The organism is Pseudomonas sp. 13159349 (assembly GCF_013305685.1).
GTDB lineage: Bacteria > Pseudomonadota > Gammaproteobacteria > Pseudomonadales > Pseudomonadaceae > Aquipseudomonas > Aquipseudomonas asiatica.
Window position 1 is genome coordinate 3,235,155 of record NZ_CP045553.1, and the last position, 21,052, is coordinate 3,256,206.

16 protein-coding genes and 1 pseudogene are annotated in these 21,052 nt (G+C 62.3%); 12 read left to right on the forward strand and 5 right to left on the reverse strand.

The window, feature by feature from the left end:
• Positions 1-10: 10 nt before the first annotated feature.
• From GEV38_RS15150 to GEV38_RS15160, 3 genes are read right to left on the reverse strand one after another with little or no spacing between them, the layout of a single operon-like run.
• Entirely contained in the window at positions 11-1,255 is a 1,245-nt protein-coding gene (locus tag GEV38_RS15150; RefSeq protein ID WP_015270509.1) for a cytochrome c, read from the reverse strand.
• 12 nt (positions 1,256-1,267) lie between these two features.
• The gene (locus tag GEV38_RS15155; RefSeq protein WP_054571851.1) at positions 1,268-3,052 is read right to left on the reverse strand and encodes a GMC family oxidoreductase; all 1,785 of its coding nucleotides are present in this window, start codon (positions 3,050-3,052) and stop codon (positions 1,268-1,270) included.
• A 3-nt stretch (positions 3,053-3,055) separates the two neighbouring features.
• The gene (locus GEV38_RS15160; protein WP_054571852.1) at positions 3,056-3,796 is read right to left on the reverse strand and encodes a gluconate 2-dehydrogenase subunit 3 family protein; all 741 of its coding nucleotides are present in this window, start codon (positions 3,794-3,796) and stop codon (positions 3,056-3,058) included.
• 400 nt (positions 3,797-4,196) lie between these two features.
• Here GEV38_RS15160 and icmH point away from each other — a divergent pair, with 400 nt between their 5' ends.
• From icmH to GEV38_RS15220, 12 genes and pseudogenes are all read left to right on the forward strand, one after another.
• The gene (gene icmH / locus GEV38_RS15165) at positions 4,197-5,045 is read left to right on the forward strand and encodes a type IVB secretion system protein IcmH/DotU (protein ID WP_173895873.1); all 849 of its coding nucleotides are present in this window, start codon (positions 4,197-4,199) and stop codon (positions 5,043-5,045) included.
• Between the two features lie 14 nt (positions 5,046-5,059).
• Positions 5,060-7,239, forward strand: a pseudogene (locus GEV38_RS15170) (type VI secretion system Vgr family protein).
• Complete coding sequence (locus GEV38_RS15175) at positions 7,239-8,117, forward strand: DUF4123 domain-containing protein (RefSeq protein ID WP_054572879.1); 879 nt, start codon at positions 7,239-7,241, stop codon at positions 8,115-8,117. Before GEV38_RS15170 ends, GEV38_RS15175 begins: the two are co-directional and overlap by 1 nt.
• 11 nt (positions 8,118-8,128) lie before the next feature.
• On the forward strand, positions 8,129-10,783 hold the full coding sequence (locus tag GEV38_RS15180; protein ID WP_054572882.1) for a T6SS effector BTH_I2691 family protein: 2,655 nt from the start codon (positions 8,129-8,131) through the stop codon (positions 10,781-10,783).
• Complete coding sequence (locus GEV38_RS15185) at positions 10,783-11,925, forward strand: DUF6708 domain-containing protein (protein WP_054572878.1); 1,143 nt, start codon at positions 10,783-10,785, stop codon at positions 11,923-11,925. Before GEV38_RS15180 ends, GEV38_RS15185 begins: the two co-directional genes overlap by 1 nt.
• Positions 11,926-12,134: 209 nt before the next feature.
• Entirely contained in the window at positions 12,135-13,463 is a 1,329-nt protein-coding gene (locus GEV38_RS15190; protein WP_054572877.1) for a hypothetical protein, read from the forward strand.
• Between the two features lie 32 nt (positions 13,464-13,495).
• On the forward strand, positions 13,496-15,727 hold the full coding sequence (locus GEV38_RS15195; protein WP_015270513.1) for an Ig-like domain-containing protein: 2,232 nt from the start codon (positions 13,496-13,498) through the stop codon (positions 15,725-15,727).
• A 15-nt stretch (positions 15,728-15,742) separates the two neighbouring features.
• Positions 15,743-16,216 (forward strand): curlin-associated protein, encoded by a 474-nt coding sequence (locus tag GEV38_RS15200; RefSeq protein WP_015270514.1) that lies wholly within the window; start codon positions 15,743-15,745, stop codon positions 16,214-16,216.
• 16 nt (positions 16,217-16,232) lie between these two features.
• The gene (locus GEV38_RS15205; RefSeq protein ID WP_054572876.1) at positions 16,233-17,678 is read left to right on the forward strand and encodes a curlin; all 1,446 of its coding nucleotides are present in this window, start codon (positions 16,233-16,235) and stop codon (positions 17,676-17,678) included.
• 165 nt (positions 17,679-17,843) lie between these two features.
• On the forward strand, positions 17,844-18,491 hold the full coding sequence (gene alkB, locus GEV38_RS15210; RefSeq protein ID WP_054572875.1) for a DNA oxidative demethylase AlkB: 648 nt from the start codon (positions 17,844-17,846) through the stop codon (positions 18,489-18,491).
• Positions 18,492-18,658: 167 nt separating this feature from the next.
• A complete protein-coding gene (locus GEV38_RS15215; RefSeq protein ID WP_013972780.1) occupies positions 18,659-18,946 on the forward strand; it encodes a hypothetical protein in 288 nt (95 codons plus the stop codon).
• Positions 18,947-19,042: 96 nt separating this feature from the next.
• Positions 19,043-19,657, forward strand: coding sequence for a Yip1 family protein (locus GEV38_RS15220; RefSeq protein WP_015270517.1), 615 nt, complete (start codon positions 19,043-19,045; stop codon positions 19,655-19,657).
• 19 nt (positions 19,658-19,676) lie between these two features.
• Here GEV38_RS15220 and GEV38_RS15225 read toward each other — a convergent pair whose 3' ends face one another.
• Complete coding sequence (locus GEV38_RS15225) at positions 19,677-19,937, reverse strand: DUF1652 domain-containing protein (protein ID WP_043935665.1); 261 nt, start codon at positions 19,935-19,937, stop codon at positions 19,677-19,679.
• Positions 19,938-20,121: 184 nt separating this feature from the next.
• Positions 20,122-21,051, reverse strand: a complete 930-nt coding sequence (locus GEV38_RS15230) for a DNA-3-methyladenine glycosylase (RefSeq protein WP_054572874.1) — start codon at positions 21,049-21,051, stop codon at positions 20,122-20,124.
• Position 21,052 lies beyond the last annotated feature (1 nt).

Genomic DNA, 21,052 nt, shown 5'->3' on the forward strand with positions numbered 1-21,052 from the left:
AGGGATGCAGTTAACGGAGGGATTTCACGTCACTGGCAGTGACGGCACTGCCCTGGTTACCCCAACTGGTGCGAATGAAGTTCACCACCTCGGCAACCTCCTGGTCACTCAGGCGCCAGCCGAACGCCGGCATGGTGAAGTTCGACGGTGCCGCGTGCGTCGCTGGCACCGTGCCCCCCGCCAATACCACGTGGATCAGCGATGTGGCATCCGCCGTCTGCACCACCGGGTTGCCGGCCAGGGCCGGGAACACGCGGGTATAGCCCTGGCCATCGGTACGGTGGCAGGCCGCGCAATTGTCGATGTACACCGCCGCCCCGGGCTTGCTGTCGTCACCCTTCCATAGCGCATCCGCCACCTGTTTGTCGTACACGTGCGGCTGGTCGTCAGGGTTGCTCGGTGGCAGCGTCTTCAGGTAGCGGGCGATGGCGGTCAGGTCGGCGTCGCTCATGTGTTGCATGCTGTGCTCGACCACGTCGCTCATGCCACCGAACACGGCGCTGCGGTCGCTACGGCCAGTCTTGAGAAACTGCACCAGCTGCTCTTCGCTCCAGCTACCCAGGCCGTCCTTGTGGTCGCCACGCAGGTTCTTGGCAATCCAGCCTTCCAGCGGTGCACTGCCGGCCAGGAACTGCTCGCCATCCTGTGGGCTCAGTGCCTTTTCCTGCATGGTCAGCGCCCGCGGTGTATGGCACGCACCACAGTGCCCCAGGCCCTCGACCAGGTAGGCACCGCGGTTGACCACCGGGTCGGCTGCCGCCGATGCCTGCCAGGGCTTGGCCTCTGGCGCGAACAACCCGCGCCAGACCGCCAGCGGCCAGCGCATGCTCAGCGGCCAAGGGATATCGGTGGCCTTGTTCGGCTGCTCGACCGGTTCCACGCCCTTCATGAAGTAGGCATACAGCGCTTGCATGTCCTGCTCGCTGACGCGTGCATAAGACGGATATGGCATGGCGGGATACAGGGTGCTGCCGTCCTTGCCGATACCCTTGCGCACCGCCCGGTCGAAGTCTTCGAAGCTGTACTGGCCGATACCACTGGCCGCCGGGGTGATGTTGGTGGAGTACACCGTGCCGATCGGTGTCTCCATCGGCAGCCCACCGGCGAACGGCTTGCCGCCCTTGGCGGTATGGCAGGCGACGCAGTCGCCGGCGCGGGCCAGGTACTCGCCCTGGCGCACCTGCGCATCGTCATTCGGCGCAGCCTGTGCAGCCACGCTGGCACCCAGCAGGGTTGCGATCAACATTGTCTTCATGCGCATCGCTCCTCAAGCCTGAACCAGCGGGCCAGGGTTTTTCAGGTACTGCTCGCGGATGGCGCGGGCCGACCAGTAGGTCAGCGCAGCCACCAGCCCGGTCGGGTTGTAGCCCAGCCCTTGGGGGAACGCCGAAGCCCCCGGAACGAACACGTTGTGCACGTCCCAGCTCTGCAGGTAGCGGTTCAACGCACTGGTTTTCGGGTCGGTGCCCATGATCGCGCCGCCGTTCAGGTGGGTGGTCTGGTAGCTGGCGGTGTTGAAGTGGTCCTTGACCTTCTTGCCCAGCACGGCAATGGTCTTGGGGTTCATCGCCTGGGCGATCTTGCTCAGCTTGTCGACCATGAACTGGTTCATCCTGATGTCGTTTTCCTGCCAGTCGAAGGTCATGCGCAGCAGTGGCTGGCCGTAGGCGTCGCGGTAGGTCGGGTCGAGGTCCAGGTAGTTGCCACGGTAGGACTGGTGGGCGCCGTGGGCGTCCATCGACACCTGGTGGGTGTAGTAATCGGCGGTGGCCTTCTTCCAGGCGCTGCCCCAGGCCGGTGTGCCAGGCGGGGTGGCGCCGCCGGCAATCGGCCGTGTGCCGGCCTGGTTCACCCACATCGGCGAGCCACCGACGAAGCCGTGCGGGCCATGGTCGAAGTTGTCGGCGTTGAAGTCATCGATGGCGATGCCGTTGCCACCGGCGCCGATGAAGTTGTTGGTGTAGGTGTCCTTGTCGAAGAACGCCTTGACCGTGCCCATGTTCTGGTAGGCGAAGTTACGCCCGACCACGCCTTCGTTCCTGATGGGGTCGTACGGTTTGCCGATGCCGGACAGCAGCATCAGGCGTACGTTGTTGAACTGGAACGCCGCCAGGATCACCAGGTCCGCCGGCTGCTCCACTTCCCGCCCCTGGGCGTCGATGTAGGTGACGCCGGTGGCCTTGCGCTTGCTGTCGTCCAGGTTCACCCGCAGCACATGGGCGTTGGGCCGCAATTCGAAGTTCGGCACCTGGCGCAGCGCCGGCAGGATGTTCACGTTGGGCGAGGCCTTGGAGTACATGTAGCACACGTAGCCGCTGCAGAAACCGCAGAAGTTGCATGGCCCCATCTGCGCCCCGTACGGGTTGGTGTACGAGCCAGAGGTGTTGGCAGAGGGCAGGTTGTAGGGCTTGTAGCCCAGGCTGGCCGCCGCCTTTTCGAACAGCCTGGCCGACACCACGTTTTTCTGCGAAGGCAGCGGGAACGGGCTGGAACGGTCCGGCGCATAGGGGTTGCCGCCCTTCCCTTCACCAACGACCTGGCCGTTGACGGTCCAGGCCTGGCCAGAGGTACCGAATACCTTTTCGGCAAAGTCGAAGTGCGGTTCCAGTTCTTCGTAGCTGACCCCGAAGTCCTGGATCGTCATGTCTTCGGGGATGAACTTGCGCCCGTAGCGTTCTTCGTAGTGGCTGCGCATGCGCAGCTCCATCGGGTCTACCCGGAAGTGCACGCCCGACCAGTGCAGGCCTGCGCCACCTACACCTTTGCCCGGCAGGAAGGCACCGAGCTGGCGATTGGGCAGCGCCACGTCGTTTATGCCATGGCGGATGGTGACGGTCTCTTTCGACACATCGACGAACAGCTTCTTGCGCACGCTGTAGGTCAGCTCGTCGATCACCTGCGGGTAGCTGCCTTCCGGGTAGGTGTCCTGCATCGGCCCCCGCTCCAGGGCCAGCACTTGCAGCCCCGCCTCGGTCAGTTCCTTGGCCATGATCGCGCCGGCCCAGCCGAAGCCCACGATCACCGCGTCCACTTTCTTCATCACGGTCGTCATGCCTCAGGCCCTCTCGCCACGGATCGAAACAGCGGGGAACGGGTAAGGCTCGTTGCGCTCGACCCAATCCATGAAATCGGCGCGGGCGCCGGGGAAGCCGATCTGGGTCCAGCCGACCATGCCTTTGTTGCCGCCATGGATCGGGTCGCAGAAGAACCCTTCACGGGTGTTCTGCACCAGCAAGCTGAAGAACACCTTGGCCGGCACGGTGTCGAAAACCAGCTCTCCAGCCTCGACCTTGCTGAGAATGCGGTCTCGGGTAGCGCTATCTTGCGCAGCAAAAACTTGCCCGGAATTGGCCTTGCACCAGCCGTCCACGGCGGCGATGCCCAGGCGGTAGATCTGTTGCGGGCTGAGTTGCAGCTGGTAACCCAGTTCGGGCGCGGCGTCGGCCTTGAACGGGCCCTGCATGTACCACTGCGCGCCGGTTGCGTAGGGGGTGTTCATCTGCCGGTCGATGAATTCGGCAGCGCCTGCTTCAAGTGCACCGGGACCAAGCTCGTCGGCCGGGATGATGCGCGAGACGGCCGCCTGCACGAAGGCCCACTCCTCGGCAGTGAAGAACGTCGGCTGGTAGTTGCCCGCTGGCGGCGTGGCCGGCACTTTGGGCTCGTGTTGCGGGGCCGCAAGCAGCTGACTGGCACCCACGCCAAGCCCCGTGCTGGCCACGGTGACCACGGGGATCAAGGTCAAGGTCTTGCGCAGAAAGTCCCTGCGCGGGTTGTCGGGGGCATGCTCAGGCATTGCGAATCCTCATCGGCTGTGTGCGGCCTTGAAAAGCGCCATCTGATTTTCAATATGGGGGGTGGTCTTGATGGGCCATCAAGAAAACAGCCGGATAATCTAGCGCGTTCAGAAATGTTTTGAAACCGGTTTCATGCCGTGCTTGCCTGCCATGAAAGATGCTCCTAAGCCTATGCATCCAGCCAAGGGTATTTTTCACACTAAGGACGCTTTGAGCTGCATCTTCAGATTCTGAAATGCACAAAGGAAGAATCTTCCTACGATCGCATCGGACGTTTCGGGATTCCCGATAGATTGATTCCTGGTTTACGTTCGGGCTTCAGCCAAATGCCTGCGACTAGCCGCGTGGATACTCCATGCCACCATGCAGCGATGGCGCGCCGACAAACGAGGATTAAGGATGTCCGATGAGCCCGATGTAACTGTGAAAACACTACACAGGAAGAAAAAGCCGGTCCTGCTGGAGGATATCCAAGGGAACCCGCTACCTCGCTCCAGCACCGAATCTGGGCAAGCCATGGATCTTCCTGGCTACTCAGCCGACCCGGACTTCCAGCTACGCGGCGGCTTCGCCAACCTGATGCTCGACGCGGCCAACCCGCTGTTCGGCCTGGTCATACGCCTGCGTACGCTGGATGACCTGCCCAACATCGAACATGTGCACAAGACCCTGCAGATTCAGGTCAGCACAATCCGCGAGGAAATACAGCAGCACGGTTATTCCTCTGTGCACCTCGAAGCCTATTCCTATGCCTTGTGCCTTTACCTGGACGAGGCCGTGATGAGTCGCCCCTGGGGGAACAATTCGTGCTGGAGCCACGAACCGCTGCTCAGCATCTTCCATGGCGAAACCCAGGGTGGCGAGAAGATCTTCGTGTTGCTGGAGCGGTTGATGCAGTCTCCGGAGGAGTTCCAGGATGTGCTGGAGTTCCTGTACTTCTGCTTTTGCCTGGGCCTGAAGGGCAAGTACGCCCTGGACCCGAAGTGCGATGAAATCATCAACGCCCTGATTTCGCGGATGCACAAGGTCATTCGTGAACTGCGCGGCCCCACGCCGGAATTCCCGGGCGATCCCTATACCAACGTGGTCCCTCGCCCCCACCGTATGCGGCGTCGGGAATGGCCCTGGTGGAGCCCGTTGGTGATCTCCGCCATCGCCATGGTCTGCGCCTACTGCTACTACAGCTACCGCCTGAGCTTGATCACCGCCGAGGTGCTGGAGTCGCTCAACGGCATTTTGCAGCAGTAGCAAAGGGGATCCGCATGCCTAGCCAATCCGACTTGCGCTTCACCTTCCAGCCGCTGGCTGGCCAGATTGACTTCGAAGTGGTTTCGTTCGAACTCGACGAAATGATCAGCTCACCGTTCCAGCTGAAACTGGAACTGATCAGTTTTGAAGACGAGGTCGACTTCGGCCAGTTGCTCGACCAGCCAGTGCTTTTCACGATCTGGCGCGGTGAGCGCCCCCTGCGCTATGTGCACGGCCTGGTCAGCAGTTTCAGCCAGGGTGAAACGGGGTTCTATCGCACCCGTTACCGCGCCTTGGTCGAACCCGTGCTGGCCCGTGCCGGCTTGCGTTCGAACTGGCGCATCTTCCAGCAGAAACCGTGCCGCAGATTCTCGAATTGATGCTCAGGCGCCAGGGCATTGCCCGTTTCGAAATCAACAGCATGGGCGAGCATCAGGTGCGCGAGTTCTGCGTACAGGCCGGTGAAACGGACCTCGATTTCATCGCCCGCCTGGCGGGGGAAGAGGGTTTCGTCTATCGCTTCGAGCACACGCCGAAACATCACCAACTGGTCATCACCGACCGATTGCTGGCGCTGGGACAGATCAGCAGGAGCGCGATCAAGGCCGACGACGAGGATGAAGACTTCTTCGACGAAGACGACATCGGCCCCGACCAGGTGCTGTACCGTGCCAACAGCGGTGGCGACCAGGCCAGGCCTTGCCTGCGCCGCCTGCGTTACAGCGAACAGGTGCGCACTGCACGTCAGGTGCAGCGGGACTACACCTTCACCAACCCGCAGTACCGGCAGGAACACCGCGCAGGTGACAGTGGCATCACCCATCAGTCCCGGGACTACGAGCGCTTCGACTACCCCGGCCGTTACAAGCGTGATGCGGTCGGAGTACCCTTCACCGCCACGCGCTTGACGGCTCTGCGCCATGACGCCCGTATTGCCGAAGTCGAGGGTGACGATGTGCGGCTGCAACCGGGGCTGAGCTTTACCCTCATCGAACACCCGCGCAAAGACCTCAACGCCCATTGGCGTGTGATGCGTGTACATCACGAGGGCAGCCAGTTCACCAGCCTGCAAGAAGAAGCTGCCGGGGCCGAACAAGGAACGCGCTACTCGCAGGAAGCCGTGCTGGTGCCCGGCCGAATCGAATGGCGCCCGGCGCCGTTGCCCAAGCCACGCATCGACGGCCCGCACATGGCCACGGTCGTCGGGCCGCCCGGGGAAGAGATCTACTGCGACGAGTGGGGCCGGGTCAAGGTGAGCTTCCCCTGGGACCGGGAGAGCGAGAACAACGAGTTCAGCTCCTGCTGGGTGCGCGTGTCGCAAGGCTGGGCCGGTGGTAGCTGGGGTTCGATGGCTATCCCGCGCATCGGCCAGGACGTGATCGTCCAGTACGTCAACGCCGACCCCGACCAGCCGATGATCACCGGGCGTACCTATTGCGGCGACCAACTGCCGCCGTATGACCTGCCCGAACACAAGACCCGGATGACCATCAAGAGCCAGACCCACAAAGGCGATGGTTTCAACGAGCTGCGCTTCGAGGACGAACTGGGACGACAGGAAGTCTTCATCCACGCAGAAAGAGACCAGAACAACATCGTCAAACATGATGAAACCACGCAAGTCGGGAACGACCGCACCGAGCGTGTCGAAAGGGATGAGACCCTTTCGATTGGCCAGGACCGCCGGGAAGAGATTGCCCGGGACGAGTCCGTCAATATCGGCCAGGACCGGACCCACCAAATAGGCAACGACGACACCCTGACCATTGGCCGGACTCATACCATCATCACCGGCCTGGACCGGATCGAACAGGTCGGCAACCACCGCCAGGACGTCACCACAGCCAATCACACGGTAGAAATTGGCGGTCACCTGGAACAGAGCGTGGCCGGTCACAACACCTTGCAGACCGGGGAAGCCATCCGCCACACAACCAAGGTCTATGACATCCAGGTCAGCGAAAGCCTGACTATCAGGAGTCCGGCCGGGTTGCTGCGCATAGATCGTGCCGGTATCACGTTGGACGGACTGGCACTGGCCTTCAAAGGTCCTGTGAGTCAGCAGGCCAAATGCAGCCAGCACATGACATCGACCTTCGGCGTACCAGAGCCCGGCGAGCCCATTTGCCTCAGCTGCTTGCTGAAAGCGATCGCGGATGGCCACAACATGATTCGCATGGAAGGAGCAAGCTGATGCCAAGCCCATTTATCAGAACTATGGTGGAGGTGCTGCGTACCTCCGACCGCTATCGTCTGAGCGCGATCGTGGAAATGGCCAAGCTGACACCCAGCGTGCAGGAAAAGTTGACCCGGCACTATGAGGATCGCTGCTGGCCACTATTGCAACAAACCCAATTCCACAATCTGCGAACAGCAGGCCCTTGGCTGTTCGGGTCGCGGCTAGGCGCCGATGTGTCGGCCCAGTACGATTTTCAATGGCAACTCGAACAGCTTGCTTCGGGCGCGGTTTGCGGCTGGATCGTCAGTGCGTTACCAACTGCCCAACTTGCCCGGCATCTTAGCCACGCCAACATCGTGACGGGAGCAGACGGCCATTTGTACCTCCTGCGTTTCCACAACGCTGCAGCTTTGCGAGTGCTGGATACATATCGTGAGCTGCCAGGGATAAGCGAATGGCTAGCTCCCATCCATCACTGGTGGTCGCCTGTAGCGCACCCGAACAAGCGGTTGTGGCTACAAGTATCCGGTGCTGATCAGCCTCCGCCCCTGCACCTCCCACAAATCACGCTAAACGAAGACTGTTGGGCTGAATTGGCGGGAGACCCGCTGAGCTATCAACTTGCCGAATTGATCAAGGACGAGCCGTCCTGTGCGGCTTTGGCCACTGCTTGCCACGGAACAAGGGTTGGTTTGATCCAACACTACCTGGATCAGGCGCGCGAGCAAGGCTTGGACCGTGAGGAAGACCTCATCAGCTATGTGCTCATACTAGCTCGCCACGGCGAACAACTCAGTAGCTCGCAAGCCTGGCAGGACGCGATTGTCGCAACACGCGAACAGCAAACATCCCTGATGGACAACGTGCAGCGATGCCTGCGCGCCAAGAATTGAGGTACACAGCCATGGACTCGGTCACCGAAACCCTCGAACTTTGCAGACGCATCACCACTGGCTACCGCCCTGCCCTGCGCAACAGCCCTGTCGCCGACTGCACCCGCCGTTTCGAACTGCTGCCCCTGCGCTATGCCGCCGTCGGTGGCAATCCGGCACAACGAACCCGCCTGCCCAAATTGCCGGACTACCTCAGCCCCTTTCAGGATGTCGGCGAGCTGACCCATTCTGGCTATGCTATCCGCCCTTTGCGCGAAGGCTTCCTCTATCTGCTGATCAAGCGCCACAGCGAATCGGCCTATCAATGGCATAGCCAGTACCGCGTTGCCCCCAACGGCTCGCTGCTTTACATCAGCGCAGACGCGCCTTGGGAATCCGCTCCCAACGCCGCTAACCTGGAGGAGACCATTCGCGGCTTTGGCTGGACTATCACTCTTTACGATCTGGATGACATCCAGGAACTGCGCCCTTTGTTCAGCCCCTCCCCACTGACCCCACGTATGCTCGATAACTATCGCCTACTTGAGGACGAATATCGCAGTAGTCTGCCGCCCATCGATATCGCCCGATTAACCCAGCCCTCCAATGCACCGCCGCAAGCCCATGTACTCAAGCACGATCAACTTGGCTGGGTCGCCGATTTCAAAGCCCTGGAGGATTCCGACCTGAAAGCGCTGCTGGACCTGCAGCCGTTCAACAACGACCAGATCGTCTCGCCGCATGCGTCACGACAAGCCCTGGCACCGCCGGTTAATCAAACCAAACCCCGCGGCGCCGCAATCGTCATCGAAGACGCCATCGGTATCACCCAAGAGCTCAATGCCTGGCGCAATGCTGCCGTCGACGACGTAAAGACCAAGTGGCTGCGGCGCGGCGTAGAACCAGGCGTGGATAACGAGCGCAGGCTGCTGGTCGCGCAATCGTTCCTGGAGATCGAGAAGCTCTACCCGCAGATGATGGCCGACCGGATCGTCAAACGCGAAGTCATGGCCGAGACCATTCGCAACCAGCCGGCCACGCCGGTGGAGTTCTATGCATTTTCCGATCGGGCCAGACAACAGGCCGATGCGCATGATGAGAGGATGAGACCACACCTTGAGAAGTTCGAGCGCGGCGTGCGTGCCAAGGTCCAGAACCGTCAGGATACCGGTGAATTCAGCAAGAAGTTCGACCAGAAATACGGCCATCTGGTCGACCGTCAGGCGATGCACGATCAGCTGGAAAGTTTCGAGCAAGCCATGCAACAGGCCCAACAGGAGTCAGAGGATCGGGCCAAGGATCATGCCCGCTGGTTGATCAGTGAACGCCTACTAAAGGCCCTGGACCGTTACGACAATGCTGACCTGATCAATGGCCTGGCCTTTGCCGAGCAGACCGGCCAATGCGTTATCGGCATGGAGCTCAGTGAATGGGGAACGACTGTGCTGGACCACTGGTGGCGTAGTGATGTTGCTGATCGGAGCAACCTGGCGATACGGGGTATTACGTACAACCAGGATGACATTCGTGATGCGCTCGCGGCGCTACGGGAAGCGGCCATGGCCAAACCTCCGTCGGAATCATGGTTCGTGCTGCGTGAGTCACTTGTCCGACAAGCGCACATTGCGGCGAATGCTTTCGGGCGCGCCAACGCTTTATATGAAGAACTGCAGAACAGAAACAGCCACGCCAGCATCGGCCTATACGCCTGGTACGTGGCGCTGGGCCGACAAGTGCTTCGTACCGGAGCCCCCAACAGTGTGGACCGTGCCCTGCACCATGGCCTGCGCCTGACTCTGTTTGCTTCGGTACATGAGACAGCTGTCGACATTCGCCTGAGTGAAGCGGCTCGTAGCGGGCAGCCATTGAATCCGCAGCGCAGCGCTGGCCAGGCAAAACGATACTTGGACCAGGCCTGGGCCGAAGGATTGATGCAAGCCAATAAGAGCGACTTTTACAAAGTGCGTGTCTCCGGTCTTGTATGCCTGCTGGAAGGGATGCTGATGGCGTTCAAGGCCCGCGAACTGCCCGACAGTGATGTACGGATTAAGACCGAACTCATGGCAGCCGCCATGACCACGGCTGCGGCGGGTTTCGAGATTGGGGCCAGCTATGTGGAGCAGGTGGTGACGCGTTACGGCGCAAATAGCGTGTCCGGCAGAGGTGCGGTTGCGACCTTGGGGAGGTTGAAACTCTGGGGAGCCGGATTAGCGGGGACGGGAGGGTTCGTACTGGCTTGGTGGGACTTCGCCGACGGGGTAAAAAATCACACTCAACATAATGTCTCAACGAAATCTTGGACATTGAGTGGGGCCTACTTTACGCGCGCACTGGCTACACTTGCTTTATCTATCGGAGAATTGGGAACTGCTATAGGAATAGCTAAGCCCTTCTTCGATCGCCTTACGATCAACAATCAGAGCAAACTCATACGTCTTGTAGGGCGATCATTAGGTAGCCTGGCTACCAGACTGGGTACGCAGGCGGCTCGTTTGCTGTTAACCAAATTAATTTTAGGAGCGTTCTGGGTAGGCCTGCTACTAACCGCCATTATTTTCTTGCTTGAGGACGATGCGCTAGAAAAGTGGTGCAAGCGGAGCAGCTTTCGCTTGGAAAAGAACTCTAAACCTTACGATGAACGAGAAGAGTTAGCAGCCCTGCATTCAGCTTTCAGCGAGGTCCTTTAATGTATCTTATCGAGCGGGGGCTGTGGCAGATGGCGATTGAATCCGAGGCTAAGCGCAAGAAATTCGACGTGCAAAGGAGCTCGACTGTAGAGCGCGCTGACAAGGATTTCCATGAAGATGACTTGAATAAAGACATACACTTCAACAGTGTCAGCGAAAAACCAAATGCACGCGGCCCCATATTTTCTTTCAACGATACATATATGGAAATGCGCTGCGGCGGGTCAGAAGAAAAACGCGGCATCATCACGATGATGACGCTTGGCAGTTTAGGCCCAATGACTTACGCATGGCTGCACATAACGTTTGGCTCCATCTATATCAATGCGACTCAACCCGATTTCTTTTCTGCGTTCTCGGTCCTATTCAGCGCGTACATGCTATCAATTGGCGGAGCCATTTATTACTTATATGCCAAATACGGATTTCGTTTTACTCGACTTGAAATGCTTACCAGCCGCCATTTGCTCATTCGCTTCAATCGAAAAACCCAGCAAGTTCACCTCCATAGACCAAGCTACTGCGGCGGTATAGCAACATTCCCCTGGAGAACAACCGGAAGCACCGGCGTCAACCCTGAAGGCGACTCCCTCAGCGCGGGCATGAGGCTGTGCTTGGTCTGGCACCCCAGCCGCACTGGCCTCCCTCACATGGAAATGGCCCTACTCGGCAAGCAAGGCCAAGGTGGTAGCGAACTTCGGGACGAGTGGGAGTTCATTCGCCGCTATATGGAAGATGGCCCACATGCCGTCCCCCGCCCCCGTCTGAGCACCCAACTCCCCTCGCCCGTCCAGGCATTCAGCGCCCAGTTCGAAGGATTGGGTCGTTTCTACCGGAAAAGCAGTTGGCTGTTCAAAGTCGTCCTGCTCTTGGTTTGGCCCGCCTTCGTCATTATCGGCACCGGCCATTGGCTGAGCTTGCTGTTGTGCTGGCGACCGCGCTGGCCGAAGGTTATCCGCGAAGCTGGCATGCCCGGTAAGCCCGTCCCAGCGGTGACAGCGCTGAGCGACTACCCACCAGAGATCCAGAAACGCCTGCTCGCCAATGCCGATCGCTGGCAACTCAAACCCGGCAAGCGCTCAGAGAAAAAGCCACGCAAATTACGTACGTCGAGATCGAAGGTGCACCGACCGGGTAGCTGATGCTACGAATGGGTCGGTACCACCTGCCCCAGTCCCCAACCTTGGGGACACGGTGCCCAACGGCAACCCCCTGCAATCGCCCTTGCAAGAGAAATGGATCCCTTGCCCTGCAAGGGCTGCAGCACATTTTTTCCGGCTTGGCACGCCTATTGCCGATCTCCTGCCAGACGCCCCAAGTCCATGGGCCCGTTTGCAGGAGGAAATGACTCATGCACCGACCGATACCCCACCCGCTGGCAGTGGCGATTTTCGCCGGCATGCTCCAGCTCCCGGCGCAGGCTGCCTTGAACGCTGTCGATCCAGGCGCCTATGTTCCCGCCAACGGTGGCTTCCCAGCCTGGTACCAGGACAGTCACGGTCGTACCCTCGACCTGTGCCTGACGAAGGCGGTCAGCTCGCGTGTGCCTGGCGCACCCGGCGCACCTTCGTACATGTGCACGCTGCTGCCCACCCCCGGCGTGTTCGACGATACCCAACCCATCGTCTTCCCCACCAACTTCCCTGACGAGGCGTTCTGGTTCACCGCCGACGCCGCCATCGTAGACGCCACTCGCGGCATCGACCTCAGCTACGGCACCGCGATCGAAGCGGCATTTGCCGCCGAAGAACCGGTCGACGGCGACCAGGTCAGCTTCGCCCGGGTGCGTATCCGGGTCGACGTGCCAACCGCCGGCACCTACGTGGTCACTCACCCCTATGGCGTCGAAGTGTTCGACGTACCTGCGCCCGGGCGCCGGGCGATCAACATGACCCGCGACATCGGCATTGCCGGCGCAGGCGACTTCACCGGCGCCCTGAAAGGCGATGTCGGGCCGTTCCTGCGCAGTGTCAACGGCCCCTACACCGAAGGCAGCGAGCGCTTCATCGGCGACCCGAACCTGGAAGAACGGGTGACCGGCAGCCCCTTCAATACCAACTACGTGCGCATCGAAGGCCCCGGCGGCATCGACCTGCGCACCGAGCTGTTCGCGGTTTCGGGCAAGCTTTCCGAAGTGACCCTGCCAACCCCGCTGATGCCGCAACGCAGTACCTACTCGCGGCATACCGAGAACGGCGACCTGCGCGCCCAGCAGGACATCTTCGTGATGGCCCCGCCGCCACCGGCCAGCGTCACCCTGACCAGCCAGACACCCAACCTGAACCTCACCGAGGCCAACGGTACCGGTGCCTGGTACGCCCAGTCGGTGCTCGACCCGGCCGCCGGGACGATCCTGACGCTGACCGCCGACAACAGCGTGGCGATCCCTGCCAGCAGCCCGACCACCGCCAATGTACCGCTGACCGACCTGGTCGTTATCACCCAGGCCCAGTTCCGTCTGTCCACCGGCGAGCTGACCTTGGTGGCCAGCACCAGCGACGAAACCACGCCGCCAGTGCTCACCGCACACACCGGCAACGGCGCGCTGATCGGCAACCTGAGCGGCACAGGTGCCGTGAAGACGCTGAGCACCAGCCTGTCGCCCATCCCGCCGGCCAAGGTGCAGGTCACCAGTACCAACGGCGGTAGCGACACCGAAGACGTGGTGCTGGTGCCATGAACAGACAAAGGCTCAGCCTTCAAGGAGGCAGCATGAACACTTGGTCGCGCCGTGCGCTGTTGGCCGCCGGTTTCTCCCTTACCGTTACCAGCGCCGCGTTTGCCGCGCTGTCCGATGTCGACCCGGGGCCCTACACCTTCGCCACCGGTGGCTATCCGATGTGGTACAAGGACAGCCTCGACCAGTCCCTGGAGCTGTGCCAGTCCCGTGCTACCAGTACGCGTGCGCCAGGCGCGCCGGGGGCACCGGCCTACATGTGTACCTTGTTGCCCGAGCCTGGCATCTATGACGATGCCCTGCCGCTGGTGTTCCCGGACAACTGGCCGCCCGAGATGTTCTGGTTCCTGGCGGAAACCGCCATTCCGCAGGTCGGCAACAGCGGCTATGAACTGGAGGTTTATGTAGCCGGGGTGGAGGCTGCCTTCGCCGCCGAAAACCCTGTCGATGGTGACCAGCAAAGCTTCGCGCGGATCCGCATCCGTGCTTCGGTTCCAAGTACCGGTACCTACACCATCACCCATCCCTACGGGGTGGAGACGGTCAACGTCACCACGGCGGGGCGTCGTGCGATCAACATCACCCGGGACATTGGCATTGGCGCACCAGGCAACTTCCGGGGAGCGCTGGCGGGGGCGATCGGCCCTTGGCTGAAGGGTGTTGGCGGGCCTTACACCGAGGTCAACCCCGATACCGGCGCCATCGAAACCTACATCGGCGACCCCAATATCACCGAGGCGGTGACCGGTAGCCCCTTCAATACCAATTTCGTGCGCATTCAAGGCCCCGCTGGCACCATCCAGACCAACACCTTCACTGTTTCAGGCAAGGTACTCGACCAACGGGCCCAGACCCCGGTCAGCCTGGAACGCGCCACCTATTCGCGCAATGCCACCGGCACTCGTACGGAAGTGTTCGCCAAGGCGCCCAGCGCAGCCAGCCTGTGCATGCGCAATGGCATTGCCCTGGTCGGCACCCCGCCCTCGCCGTGCCAGTACACCCTCACCGCCGACAACAACGGGCTGTTCTTCCACCAGCAGTTCGGCCAGGAAGCACCGCCTGCAGTGGTGGTGGTCACCGCCAGCGACAGCGCCGGCGGTACCCAGCCAACCGCGCTGTCGAGCAAGCTCACCGACGTGGTCAAGGTCGGCACCGCACGCTACGACTGGGCCAACAAGCGCCTGTTGATCGAGGCCAGTTCCAGTGACGAAGTGGCGGTCCCGGACCTGATCGCCCAAGGCTACGGTCGCCTGTCCAAGGCGGGCACGCTGCAGAGCCTGACCGTCAACGACGTGCCGCAGCCACCAGCCACCATCACGGTGAAGTCGGCACGCGGCGGCAGCGATGTCGAACCGGTAGTCGTGGTCGGCAACGCGCCGGTCGAGGCGGCCAACCAGCCGCCGCTGGCCCAGGCCGATACCGGCAGTACCAGCGTGGGCATCCCGATCACCCTCAACCTGCTGCAGAACGACAGCGACCCGGATGGCAACGTACCGCTTACCATCAGCGACCTCACCCAGCCCGGTACCGGTCTTGGCGGCGTGGTGATGAACGGCACCACCTCGGTCACCTACACCCCGCCAGCCGGGGCCACGCAACCCGTGGTGGCCACTTTCAGCTACCGGGCGGTGGACGCCAAGGGCCTGAAGTCGGAACCGGCCACGGTCACCATCAATGTGGCGCCCAACCAGGCCCCGACCGCCAACCCGGAAACGGTCGCCACCCTGGGCGTGCCTTTGACCATCAACGTGCTGGCCAACGACACCGATCCGGAAGGCAACGTACCGCTGAGCGTTGCTGCCGTCACCCAGCCGGCTGCCGGCCGGGGCACCGTCAGTACCGACGGCACCACGGTGACCTACACCCCACCGGCCACGGTGACCACGGCCTTCACCACTACCTTCACCTACCAGGCTCGTGACTCGCTGGGGGCCCTGTCCAACGCCGGCACCGTCACCGTCAACGTATCGCCACGGCCCGCCGCCGAAACCTTCACGGTCACGACCGCCACGGTCACGGCACGCTCCAACAACCGTTACAACTGGGACCTCAGCGGTACCTCGTCGGTCACCACCGGCAATACCGTCACCGTGCGGGTAACCACCACTACCGGCGTGCAGACCCTTGGCACCGCCACGGTGGCGCTGACCGGCCGCTGGCGCCTGGCGGTGAGCAATAGCACCACGATCATCCCGACTGCGGCACCGACGGCGACGATCACCACCAGCCAGGGCACCACACGCACCGTCAACGTAACCGTGCAGTAAAGGCCGGAGGTTGCAATGAGACGCCTGTACTCCCTGCTGCTCGGCCTGGCCGTGGTGGGCCAGGCCTGCTGGGCCGAGGACCTGCTGGACAATGCCGACCTCGCACCCGGCAACGACCTCGGCGAACCGGTGATCATCCGCCTGCTGCCGGCCAGCGCCGGCCAGGCTGCGGTGATCGAGCAGCAAGGCGCGGGCAACCGCGCCGCCCTCGACCAGAACGGCCAGGCCCTGCTGGGCCGCATCGTCCAGGCCGGTGGCGCGCAGGAAGCGTACATCTTGCAGGAAGGCAGTGACCTGATGGCCCTCATCAGCCAACAGGGGAATGGCAACAGCGCGTCGATCCGCCAGACCGGCAGCAGCAACAGTGCGGCCATCGAGCAGATCGGCAACGACAACAGCGCCAGCATCGTGCAGTCCGGCACAGGCCTGAACAGCTCCGTGACCCAGGCCGGCAATGGCCAGCACGTGCAGATAACCCAATACCGATAGACCTGGAGGCCCCCCCATGTACAAGCTCGCTCCGTTAAGTGCCGCTATCGTCCTGGCCCTCGCAGGTCAGGCCATGGCTGCTGACAGCACCTCGTCCCAGACCCAGGATGGCAAGGAAAACATCGCTGAAGTCAGCCAGTCCCTGGCGCCATTCGCTTCGGCTACCCAGACCCAGACCGGCAAGGGCAACAACCACCTGGCGGTGCAATCGGATAGCACCAGCGATATCCAGCAGAGCGCCAACGGCCAATACAACGCAGGCTACGCCGACCAGCTGTTCGAGAACGGCAGCCAGGTCACCCAGCACGCAAGCGGCAGCTACAACGATGCCTTCGCCAGCCAGTCACTGGGCTTGGGCAACCAGTCGCTGCAAACCCAGCAAGGCGCGCAAAACGCCTCGACCGTATGGCAGGAAAGCCAGGAAGGCAGCAAGGCCACCTCCTGGCAATCCGGCCAGCGCAACGAAGCTTTCATCGAGCAGATCTTTGGTGGCAGCAACAACCGCAGCAGCATCAACCAGACCGGCCAGGAAAACTACGCCGCCGCCGAGCACCTGAGCTACGTCGATGGTGATATCCAGGTCTACCAGGATGGCACGGGCAACTGGGCGTATGGCGACCAGCGCGACGGCACCGGCGGCACCATCGGCATTGGCCAGTACGGTGGCGGCAACTCGGTGGAAGTGTGGCAGGACAACCAGACCGCCAGCCAGGCATCAGTGACCCAGTCCGGCCAGATGAACGAAGGCTATATCGACCAGAGCTTCGGCATGAACAACAAGGTCAGCCTGTCGCAACAGGGCACGGCCAACGCCAGCTGGTCGGACCAGTTCGAGACCAGCAACTCGACCACCACCATCACCCAGACTGGTAGCAACAACGTGCATTTCACCTACCAGAACGGTGAAAACCTCAACCTGACCATCAACACCAAGGGCACTGGCAACAGCGTCACCGCCAGCAACTGGAAAGGCGCCAAGATGGGCGGCCAGTTCGGTACCAACCAGACTGCCACCATCAACCAGAATGGCAATGGCAACGGCGTCAACCTGACCCAGAACGGTGACAACCAGCTGGCCACGCTGACCCAGAAAGGCACCGGCAACCAAATGGAGACCAAGCAGGCCGACATGAACAACGAGCTGTACTTCGAACAGAACGGCACCGACAACATCCTGATCGCCGACCAGCGTGGCACCGACAACTATGCCTACGGCAACAGCCAGGGCAACGGCAACGTCATCAACCTGGACCAGTCCGGCTACAGCAACCAGAGCTACACCAACCAGCTGTACGGTAGCGGCAACGAAGCCAACATCAAGCAGGTTGACAGTTACAACATTGCCTACGTGACCCAGGGAGGCCAGGGCAACAAGGCGTATGTCGACCAGAGCGGTGTGACGCAGACCGCGACCATCAGCCAACTGGGCAGTGCGAACGTGGCCACTGTGACCCAGCAGTAGATCGCTCCCCCCTTGAACCGCGGTGCTCCTCTCCCTGGTGCCGCGGTTCCTTTTTATTCCTGTCAGAACTTCTTTTCTTGCCGGCCTGTTCGCGGGCATGTCCGCGAATAGGCCAAGCCTGCCAAGCGCATTACAATAGTCCACACCCCAACCGATGCCTGCCCCATGATCCAGTCCGACCTCGACCTGTTCGGCCCCCAGCCGCAACGCCTGGCCAGCCATACCGTGCTGCTGCCCGGCTTCGCCCTGGCCGAGATCGAGGCCCTGCTCGATGCCCTGCGCCCGGTGCTGCGTGCCGCGCCGTTCCGGCACATGCACACCCCGGCCGGCCTGCGCATGGCGGTAGGGCTGACCAACTGCGGCACGCTGGGTTGGGTCAGTGACGAACACGGCTACCGCTACACCCCCTGCGACCCGCTCAGCGGCAAACCTTGGCCCGCCCTGCCCCCCGTGTTGCTCGAACTGGCCGCCCGCGCTGCGACCATGGCCGGGTTCGACGGTTTCGTGCCGGATGCCTGCCTGGTCAACCATTACCTGCCGGGCACCCGCCTGAGCCTGCACCAGGACCGCGACGAGCAGGACTTCGGCCAGCCGATCGTGTCGGTGTCGCTGGGCTTGCCGGCGGTGTTCCTGTTCGGTGGCCTGCAGCGCACCGACAAGACCCAGCGCATCCCGCTGAGCCATGGCGATGTGCTGGTCTGGGGTGGCGAGGACCGCCTGCGCTTTCACGGCGTGCTCCCGATCAAGCCTGGCGTGCATCCGCGCCTGGGTGAACGGCGGATCAACCTGACCTTGCGCAAGGCCGGTGGCTGAAGCGGCCAACGGCCCGTAACCGGCGCAAACAGGATGAACGCGCATGAAACAGGTTGAACATCTTGGCCTGGCAAGCTTCAAACGATATGCCATGCCCTGTTCAGCCTGGAGCCCGCCATGCCCTACCAGCCCTGTTCCCCGCCCTCTCAAAGCGGAGCCGCGCGCCCATGAAAATGCCCTGCCGCGCGCCCAATGCCTCACTACAGCTCGATTACGTACGCGACACCCTGTTCGGCCCGGTGGCGCAAAGCGTGGAGTGCCAGTGCCAACTCGCCGCCCTCGACCTGCAAGGCCGCCCCGGCCTGCGCCTGCACATCTGCCCGCCCCTGCCCGACAAGGTCGACCGCGCCCACAGCGTGGCCTTCGTCTGGGACGGGCGCAGTTACCACGGAGTGGTCCGCGACCAGGGCAAGTGCGGTGATGGCGGCCTGAACCTGCTGCTGGAGCTGCTGTAAGACGATCAACGGCGATCAACCCGGCTGAACCCACCGGGCGCGTCACGTCTCCATAGCAAAAGGGCCCATGCCTGCCGAAGAACGCGGAGAACGTCAATGAACAGTCCGTTGCTCAAGCTCTTCACTCACCCCGCCGACGCCTGGCTGGAAATCCGCCGGGCCGAGGAAGACCACCCGCAGCAATATCTGCCGCGCCTGTTGGCCCTGGCACTGATCCCCGCTGTGTGCCTGTTCGTCGGCACGACCACCTTCGGCTGGAGCCTGGCGGCCGAGGAACGGGTGCGCCTGAGCATGACCAGCGCCGCCCAACTGGCGGGCTTGCTCTACGCCACTACGGTCGTCGGAGTAATGTTGATGGGCACGATGATCCGCTGGATGTCGCGCGGTTTCGATGCACAGCCCAGCCTCAACCAGTGCATCGGCTTTGCCGCCTACTGCGCAACACCATGGTTCTTTGCCGGGGTGGTCGGCCTGCTACCGATCCGCTGGCTGGCGCTGGCGGCACTGCTGGCTGCCTCGGCGTATGCCAGCGTGTTGCTGTATGGCGGATTGCAGACCTTCCTGCGGCTGAAGAAGGAACAGGCCATGCTGTTCGCGACCTGCGTGTGGGGGGTGGGGTTACTGCTGCTGGTCACCATCCTGGTGGCGATGATCCTGTTCTGGTTCAACGGCCTGATGCCGGAATATGTGCGCCCGGCCAGCGTGGGCTGACCGGGGCGCGGCAGGCGCCTCAGGCAATCGCCTTGAGTGTCGCCGGGTGGCTGGCACGCAGCGCGTGCAGCTGTCCCACCAGGTTGACCAGGTCACGGCAACTGTTGAGGCTTTGCAGGGGGACCCCGCTCAGGGTCACGCCCTCGTCAAGGCTCTGGCCCTGACCCAGGCGTATGGTCAGGTTGGCGCCATCCGTGCAGCTGACTTCGCAACGGTCGGGCAGGCAGGCCTGCTCGATCATCTGCCGCATTTCTAGCATCGAAACTCCTATCAACGACATGGTACGACCCTCTCTTTGGGATGGCCTGTTGTGTGAGTACGCCTTTGTCGGGCGAGGTGCCAATTGATATTGCGCATGCCGGGGCAGGCGCTCATGCGCCTGGGCAATGATCATGCAGGGAATCCTCTAGCACCTTAGTGGAAGATTGCCTGCGCGGGCTGGGCGTTCGAACGCAATGGCAGACTTAGCGACGAGCGGTCCCGGCAGGCCCCAGCGATGCCCAAAGATGCTGTGCCGCATAGGCTCGCCACGGTCGCCACGCCAGGGCTCGTTGCGCAAGTTGGGCATCCTCGCCTTCGAGCAGGCGCAACGCCTTAATCAGCGCCACATCGCCCAGCGGCAAGGCATCGGCCGCGCCGGCCTGGCGCAATGCCAGGTAGTGCGCACTCCAGGGGCCGATACCCTTGAGCTGGCACAGGTTGCGCAGCAGTTCATCCAGCACCTGCCCGCGGCGCAGCAACCTGGGCTCGGCGAGCAATGCATTGGCCAGCGTGCCCAGGGTGGCGGCGCGCGCTCGCGGCATGCCCATGCCATCGAATTTCGCAGCTGCCAATACCGGCAACGCCGGGAATACGTGGCTCAGGCCGGGTGCGGGCCAGCGCAAGGGCACGCCGTGGCGTTGCACCAGGCGGCCGGCCAAAGTCATGGCCCCGGCCACACTGACTTGCTGGCCCAGCACAGTGCGCATTGCCTGTTCGCAGGCGTCCCAGCCTTGTGGCACCCGCAAGCCTGGACGCTCCCGTAGCAGGCGCGCCATCAGTGGATCGCGGGACAGTTCGGCATTGATGCGCACGGGATCGGCGTCGAGGTCGAAAAATCGCCTCAGTCTGGCGGTCAGGCCGGGTAGCGCGTGGGCCGGGACGCCTTCAAGGCGGACCCGCAGGTACTGGCTGCCCGAAGGTGTGGCGTGCACGACGGCGTGGCGGCCGGCAATTACCAGGGTACGGCGGTAGGTGCCGTCGAGGCAGGTCTCGATGCCGGGGATGCAGCGGGCAGCGAGGAAGGCCAGGGTCGAGGGCCAGTGGTAAGGGGCACGGTAGCGCAGCCACAAGGTGTGGTGGCTGGGGGTGGGCAATGATCGGCGTACGGCGTGCAGGGGGGTGAGCTTTGGCATG